3 protein-coding genes are annotated in these 2,763 nt (G+C 72.2%); 2 read left to right on the forward strand and 1 reads right to left on the reverse strand.

What is annotated here, in order from left to right; genetic code table 11:
- A partial coding sequence (gene chrA / locus IRZ18_09495) for a chromate efflux transporter (GenBank protein ID MBX5477339.1) occupies positions 1–974 on the forward strand: 974 nt, incomplete at its 5' end.
- Between the two features lies 1 nt (position 975).
- Complete coding sequence (locus IRZ18_09500) at positions 976–1,158, forward strand: hypothetical protein (protein MBX5477340.1); 183 nt, start codon at positions 976–978, stop codon at positions 1,156–1,158.
- 95 nt (positions 1,159–1,253) lie between these two features.
- On the opposite strand, the gene IRZ18_09505 is transcribed toward IRZ18_09500, so the two are convergent.
- Positions 1,254–2,763: S9 family peptidase (locus tag IRZ18_09505; protein MBX5477341.1), on the reverse strand; the 1,510-nt coding region annotated here is incomplete at its 5' end.

Here is a 2,763-nt window from a genome sequence, read left to right on the forward strand (position 1 = left end):
TCGCCGCCTGGCTCGGCTTCACCCTACCGTCGGCGGCGCTCCTCGCCATCTTCGCCCTCGCGCTGCACGGGGAGCCGCCGCTCGCTACGACGCTGCTGCACGGCCTCCTGGTCGTGCCCGTGGCCGTCGTGGCCCAGGCGGTGTGGTCGATGGCGGGCCGGCTCGCGCCCGACCGCGCCCGGGCGTCGATGGCGCTGGGCGCGGCCGTCGTGCTTCTCCTGCTCCCCTCGGCGCTGGCCCAGGTGATGGTGATCGTCGCAGGGGCGCTGATCGGCTGGCGGTGGCTGCCCGCCGCGGAGGCGCCGGCGGCGAGCGCCGCGGAGGGGCCGGCCGCCGGAGCCCTGCCGCGACCCGTCTCCCGCCGCGCCGCCGCACTGGCCGGGATCTTCTTCGTCGCGCTTCTCGCTGGCCTGCCGCTGGCGCGCCTGGCGACCGGCGCGCGCTGGGTGGCCGTCGCGGACGCCTTCTACCGCGCCGGAGCCCTGGTGTTCGGCGGCGGCCACGTCGTGCTGCCGCTGCTGCAGGCGGCCGTCGTGCCGAACGGCTGGGTGACGCAGGACCAGTTCCTGGCCGGCTACGGCGCGGCGCAGGCGGTTCCGGGCCCGCTCTTCACGTTTGCCGCGTACCTGGGGGCCGTCATCGGGGGCTGGCCGTGGGCCGTCCTCGCGACGGTCGCCATCTTCCTGCCGGCATTCCTTTTGGTGATCGGCGCCTGGCCGTTCTGGGCGGCCCTGCGGCAGCGTCCGCGGCTGCGCGCCGCGCTGGACGGCGTGAACGCGGCGGTCGTCGGCATCCTGCTCGCCGCTTGGTACAACCCGATCTTCACCCAGGGAATCCGCTCGCCCGGCGACTTCGCCGTGGGCCTCGTCTCCTTCGGCCTGCTCGTCGTGTGGAAGTGGCCGTCATGGCGCGTCGTGCTGCTGGCCGTGGCGGCGTCCGGGGCGTTGCAGGTGGCCGCTTCAGGGCGTTGGTAGTATGATCATGACCGTGGCGAGCTTTCCGTTGCCCTTCGTCGTTCTGTTTGTGATCTGCCTGGCCACGATGATCGCCGCTCCGTTCGCCGTGCACGCGAAGCCGGTTTACGCGCGCGTGGTCTGGATCGTGATCGGCCTGCTCGCGATCGCCGACGTCATCCTGATCCTGTCCGGCGCGTCCTGACGGTCCTCCGCCCGGGACGGCCCCTTACTCACCGGCCACGCCAACACCCGCCGCGGCCCGTCGATGGCTCCCGTGCGCGTCACGCCGGCATCGACTTATGCCAGGTTCTCGATGGCCACGGGCTCGACCTCGTCCGCCAGCGGGAAGCCGAAGATCCTGGAGTAGAAGTACAGCTCGGCCTCAAGCGTCCGCTTGATGTTCTCGGCCTTGCGGAACCCGTGCCCCTCGCCCTCGAAGGCCAGGTAGGCGACGGGGATGCCCTTCTCACGCAGTTTCGCCACCATCGCCTCCGCCTGGGACGGCGGCACGACCCGATCCTCGAGCCCCTGGAAGAAGATCATGGGGCAGGACAGCCGGTCGATGGAGTGGATCGGCGACCGTTCCACGTAGAGATCGCGCCGTTCGGGGTACGGCCCGACCAGGCTGTCCAGGTACCGCGACTCGAACTTGTGCGTGTCGCGCGCGAGCGTTTCCAGGTCGCTGACGCCGAAGTGGCTCGCCCCGGCCTTGAAGACGTCGCGGAACACGAGCGCCGCCATGGTGGTGTAGCCGCCGGCGCTGCCGCCGCGGATGGCCAGCCGGTTCCGGTCGACCAGACCTCGCTCCGCCAGGTGCAGGGCGGCCGCGACGCAATCGTCGACGTCGACGACGCCCCACATGCCCTTCAGGCGATCGCGATACGCGCGCCCGTAGCCGCTGCTGCCGCCGTAGTTGACGTCGACGACCGCGAAGCCGCGGCTGGTCCAGTACTGGAGGCCGAGGTTGAACACCGGCCGGCTGTGCGCCGTCGGCCCCCCGTGGCTGAGGACGAGGAGCGGCGGCCGCTCGCCCTCCGGTGCCTCGAAGTCCCGGTTGCGCGGCGCGTAATAGAGGGCGTGCGCGGTCCGCCCGCCCTGCGTGGGGAATTCGATCGCCTGGGGTACGGACACGTAGCCCGGGTCGATCTCCACGTCCGTGCTTCGCCGGAGCTCGCGGAACGCTCCGGTGCCGAGGTCGAGGTCCACGACCGCTCCCGGCCGGTCGGGCGCGCCACCCACGAAGCAGACCCTGCGGCCGCGCGCGCGCACGGACTGGATCACGGTGAAGGGCAGGTCCAGCCGGCGAAGCTCCCCCGTGCGGAGGTCCAGCGTGGCGAGGTGCGCGAACGCGTTCTTCTCGTACTTGCAGACGATCTGGTCCGGCCCGGCGAAGGCGTAGGTGGAAAGGCCGAACACCCACTGGGGCTCGCCGAACTCCGCCTCCATGGGCGCGAGCGCGCGCGGGCCGCCCTCCTCGAGCCGGTAGAGGTTCCACCACCCGGTCCGGTCCGAGACGAAGTGAAGCACCCCGTCCGGCGACCACTCCGGCTGGAAGATCGACTCGTCGGGGCCGCCCGCCACGTGCCGCGCGGGCCCAAGGCTGCCGTCCGGCGCCACGTCCGCCACCCAGAGGTCCGTCCCGTCGAAGGGCATGTTCGGGTGGTTCCACGAGAGCCAGCACAGCTTGCGCCCGTCGGGGCTCAACCGCGGCGCGGCGTAGAAGTCCGCCCCGGAGACGAGCACCGTGGCGCGCCCGGTGTCCAGGTCGACGGCCACGATCGTGTTCTCGGCCTCCCGGTCCGAGGCG

The organism is Clostridia bacterium (assembly GCA_019683875.1).
Lineage (GTDB): Bacteria > Bacillota > Sulfobacillia > RBS10-35 > Bu92 > Bu92.